Source organism: Microbacterium sp. K2, from assembly GCF_051365005.1.
Taxonomy (GTDB): Bacteria; Actinomycetota; Actinomycetes; order Actinomycetales; family Microbacteriaceae; genus Microbacterium; species Microbacterium foliorum_B.
Genome location: NZ_JBLWII010000003.1, coordinates 1 through 4,438 on the forward strand (window position 1 = coordinate 1; position 4,438 = coordinate 4,438).

4 protein-coding genes are annotated in these 4,438 nt (G+C 70.0%); 1 reads left to right on the forward strand and 3 read right to left on the reverse strand.

Annotated elements, in window-relative coordinates; all coding sequences use genetic code 11:
* Positions 1-89 precede the first annotated feature (89 nt).
* Entirely contained in the window at positions 90-2,624 is a 2,535-nt protein-coding gene (locus tag ACLKOY_RS13535; RefSeq protein WP_436454131.1) for a LuxR C-terminal-related transcriptional regulator, read from the reverse strand.
* 132 nt (positions 2,625-2,756) lie between these two features.
* Between ACLKOY_RS13535 and ACLKOY_RS13540 the strand changes: the two genes are divergently transcribed.
* Positions 2,757-3,308, forward strand: a complete 552-nt coding sequence (locus ACLKOY_RS13540; protein WP_436454132.1) for a hypothetical protein — start codon at positions 2,757-2,759, stop codon at positions 3,306-3,308.
* 96 nt (positions 3,309-3,404) lie between these two features.
* On the opposite strand, the gene ACLKOY_RS13545 is transcribed toward ACLKOY_RS13540, so the two are convergent.
* A complete protein-coding gene (locus ACLKOY_RS13545; protein WP_436454133.1) occupies positions 3,405-3,833 on the reverse strand; it encodes a hypothetical protein in 429 nt (142 codons plus the stop codon).
* 74 nt (positions 3,834-3,907) lie between these two features.
* On the reverse strand, positions 3,908-4,438 hold a 531-nt coding region (locus tag ACLKOY_RS13550), incomplete at its 5' end, for an MFS transporter (protein ID WP_436454134.1).

Below are 4,438 nucleotides of genomic sequence, written 5' to 3' on the forward strand. Positions count from 1 at the left end.
CTCGGACCCTGCCCCCTCGGGGGACCGAGGGCCTCTCGGCGTCGCGATCCGACTCGGCTGGGGTGGTCCGACTCCGCTGCCGCGGAGTCTCAGCGGTCGGTGAGCAGGTCGTGCTTCGCGGCCTGCTCGATCGCGTCTGCACGGTTGCGCGCATCGAGCTTGCGATAGATGCTCCGCAGCTGAGTCTTCAGGGTGTTCTGCGACACGTTCAGGTCGGCGGCGATCGACTGCAGAGACGCTCCGGACGTGAGCGCGCGCAGCACGACCAGCTCGCGTGCCGACAGGCGCGGGCGATCCGATGTGGCGGGGAGCACCGCTGCCGCCAGGCGCTCGGAGTCGCGGGTCGCGAGTGCGTCCTGCAGCAGCTCGACGTCTTCGGGCCCGAACAGAGTGGCAGGCGTCGTCAGCTCCCGATCGTCGAGCTGGATGCGCAGGGCAGCCGCCGCTTTCGCGGCCGTGGTCGCACCGGCGGTTCTGCGCAGGGCGGCGACCTGGATCGCGGCCGCCTCGGCGCGCTCACGTGAGGTCTGCGGCGCCTGTCTCGTCTGCGCCAGCATCCGAGCCGCTTCGGAGGCATCGCCCTCGAACAGAGCGAGGCGCGCGCGTTCGACGATCGTGCCGAACTCGTCTGGCTTCGCATCATGGCGCAACGTCGAACGCGCCGAGGCCACGTCGCCGACGGCGAGATGCAGCAGGGCGCGCGCTCGGCTCAGCGCGTGCCGTGCGTGGGCGCTCGACGTCTCGCGCCGTCGCAGCCGTCGCAGTGATTCCAGTTGCTCGAGTCCGGCCGCGGCCCTGCCCTCGTGCAGAGCGACCCATGCCTCAGCGAGCCCCATCGTCGCCCAGTGCTCGCTGGTCGAACGGTGCGGGCCGAACACGCTCACGTGCTCGCGCGCCGCTGCCACGTCGCCGTCCTCGACGGCGAGCAGTGCCTCTGCGACGCGATAGAAGGAGCCGCGGTAGCCGTCGCGCTGCTGCTGCTCCCACGAGCTCTCGCGGATCAGCTCGGCGTAATGGCGCGCCTCGGGCATGTCGCCGTTCAGGGCGTGGATGCCGCTGAGCAGCGCGATGCTGTGGAAGGCCTTGCTCAGGTCACGCGATGCCGCCAGCGCCGCCGCGTTCTCGAAGCATTCGATCGCGGCATCCTCGCGCCCGCCGTAGTAGAGGGAGATGCCGAGGTGCGTGCAGAGCAGGGGCATCTCCAGGGCATACGGCTGCCATACCGACTCCGGCGTCTCGCGGTACAGGGCCAGCGCTCTGGCAGCGACCTGGGCGGCGCGCTCCGTCATCCCGATGAGGCGCAGAGCGGCGCTCTCGGCAGCCCAGATGAAGACCCGTTCGGTCGTCGGCACGTCGCTGCGTCGCGAGTTCGCCGCCGAGATCGCCACCCGCATCAGCTGCAGGCCGCGCAGACGCCGCAGATTGCTGGCGTTGTAGCAGATGGCGAGCAGCATGGCGATGAGCGGCTGGTCCTTGAGTCGCGACACCGGAAGGCGGCGCAGCAGCCGGACGGCGGCCGGACCGTGGTGCTCGAGCAGCTGGCTCCATCCCGACATGATCACGTGCGACGCGAGGGGGAGGTCGTCGTACTCCATGGCGAGCTGCAGGGCATCCAGCGGCGCTCGCCGCTGGAGTGCGCCCTCGACGGCGAGGTGCATGAGATGCGAGAGCTCATCCGAGTGCGATCGCACGAGCTCGCGGCGCAGCAGGGTCCGGACGACCGGAGCGAAGGAGAACAGGCGGTCGGCCGACCAGCTTCCGAACCCGAAGGCCTCTGCGTCGTCGAGAATGCGCTCGATCTCGTCCACGCCCGAGAGCTCCCGCGCGGAGGCGACGTCGACGGCATCCGCGACACTGATGCGCACCCACGCCGTGCGGGCGTCGGCGTCGACACCCGAGCGCTCGAGGCGCGACTGCATATACTCCTCGGCCGCGGGGGAGGCGGCCTCGATCGCCGACGACGGGTCGTCGCCGAGCGCCGACCTCTTCGACGCCGCGTGGATCAGAGCAGGGAACCCCCCGCTCGCCGCGCGGATGTCCTCTGCGTCGGACTCGTCGACGCCGAGCGTCCGGGAGATCTCCTCGACGTCGAAGAGCAGCTCGTCAGGCCCGATCAGCGTGCGATCGATCACCAGGCTCACGCCGTCGCCATCGAAGGCGCTGCGCCGGTTCGTCGCCGCGATCACACGTGCGCCGTGGGTGGCGGCGAGAGACTGACACAGATCGAAGATGCTCTCTCGTGGCAGGCTCGCGGCATCGTCGAGCACGAGGACGACATCTTCCGAGGTCTCGTTCAGGGACTGCGCGACGGCACGCCACGGATGCGTGAGCGTCTCGTCGGGCGGCGAGGTCAGACCTCTGCGGGCCATCGCGCGCAGAGCAGCGTGGGCGAGTTCGGCGCTGCCGGTTCTCGTCTCGTCGACCGTGATCCAGACGACCGTCGACGCGGTGGCGCGTGACCACTCCGCGAGTGCGACCGTCTTGCCGAGTCCCGACGCACCACGCAGCACCGTCAGCGGTCTGTCGTTCTCCAACGCCGCCACCAGTCTCGGTCGTGAGGCGACATCACTCGGCACGCGGGGCACGTCGACGGGCACAGACACGGGCACGGCGGATGCTGGCATCGTCCCTCCCCGGATCGTGTGCGTCTCTACGATATTCCGAAACATCGGCGGCCGGGCGACATGGTCGGCTTTCGTGCGGCAGCGCCGCTCGATGAGTGATTCCCGCAGTGTGCGCGGACCTAGTCTGGTGAGATGAATGAGGCGCGACCGAGGACAGTGAGGCGTGCGCCGACAAGCGCGCTGCTCATCAGCGCGGCATTCGCGGCGGTCCAGGCGCTGATCTTCGTCATGGTCGTGCCCGTCACTTCGCTGCTCGCCGTGTCGTCACCGCCCGCCTACGCGCTCGTCGCCGCCGTGCACACCGCGATGCCCCTGCTCGCCCGCGTGGTCACCCGCACACCCGGCATGGCCGTCTTCACGGCTGCGGTCACGGGGCTGCTGACGTCGATGGTCTCGCCGATCGGCCCGCTCGCGGTGGTGCCGATGGTCTGCGCGGCCCTCGTGCTCGATCTCGTCCTGCCCCTGCAGCGGGGACGAGCGGCGAGCGCTCGCCGCATCCTTCTCGCTGGTGCGGCCGCCGGCGTCGTGCTGTTCCTCGTCGCGCTGCCGGTGTTCTCACCGGAGCATCTGGTGCCCGGGGTCCTGATCGCGACACTCATCGCGCGCATCGCCGGCGAACTGGCGGTGGCCGCGGGCGTCATCGGAGTGCGGCGGTTGCTCGTGCGTGCCGGCACGATTCGGTGAGGGATGCCCTCCCTGACACGCTGAACATGACGAAGGGGGCGGATGCCGCAGCATCCGCCCCTTTCACCTGTCATGCAGGCTGAGACCAGTCGGCGCTCAGGCGGGAGCGTCGTCCGGGTTGAGAGTGCGAAGCGTGTCGCGCTCGACCTCGTTATCGGCGGTCAGCTGGTCTTCGGTGTGCTCGTCGCCGCCGAGCGCGGCGTCGCGGTCGGGGCTGGCATCGCCCTGGATGGCTCCGCGGGGTGACTCGCCGTGTGAGCTGTCGCCCTGGATCGCGCCGCCCTGGGCTGCGCCCTGAGCGTTCTCTTCGTCGGCGTCACCCTGGATGGCTCCACGAGGTGAGTCGCCGTGCGAGCTGTCGCCCTGGATGGCGCCGCCCTGGGTCGAACCCTGGGCGTTGCCGCGGAGTTCGTCACGCTCGACGGACGACTGGCCGTCAGGCGCCGTGTTGTGCTCCGGGTTCTGCGCGGTGGTGCCCTCGGCGGGCTCTTCGGCGTGCGGTGTGCGTCCTGTGTTCTGGTCCATGACGCGACGGTACGTCCGCACCGCCTGCGCGCAGAGGGCATTGACAAACCGCTGCCGCGCACTCAGAAAGGAGGTCAGTCCTTCTTCGGGGTGCGGATCGGTGTCGTGACGGCCGCCTCATCGCTGAACTCGACCGGGTGCGCCTTCTCGCGGATCTCGGCCTCGTCGACGATGTCCAGCGGCCGCGTCTCGTCGAGCGTCATCAAGAACCGGCTGCCCTCCGAACGGTGCAGTCGGCCCGAGGTGAAGACCCAGATCGCGCCGATCGCACACGCGACGAAGCCTGCGGTGCCACCGAGCATGATCGCGCTGCGCGGCCCGAACGTGTCGGCCACCCACCCGGCGATCGGGGCGCCGACCGGAGTGGAGCCCATGATGACGGCCATGTACAGCGCGAGCACGCGACCGCGCAGCGCCGGGGCCGTCGTCATCTGCACGTAGCCGTTGGCGGTCGTCAGCAGTGTCACGATCATGAAGCCGGTGAAGGTCAGCGTGATCGCATACGTCAGATACGTCGGCATGGCTGCGGATATGAAGGCCGCGACCCCGAATCCGCCCGCCGCGAAGATCACGACGCGCACGCGAGCGCGGTCGCGGGGGGGGGG

Excerpts from the sequence above, each read along its gene's own strand:
- ACLKOY_RS13535 (WP_436454131.1), bottom strand. The coding sequence starts at position 2,624 with ATGCCAGCATCCGCCGTGCCCGTGTCTGTGCCCGTCGACGTGCCCCGC.
- ACLKOY_RS13540 (WP_436454132.1), top strand. The coding sequence starts at position 2,757 with ATGAATGAGGCGCGACCGAGGACAGTGAGGCGTGCGCCGACAAGCGCG.
- ACLKOY_RS13545 (WP_436454133.1), bottom strand. The coding sequence starts at position 3,833 with ATGGACCAGAACACAGGACGCACACCGCACGCCGAAGAGCCCGCCGAG.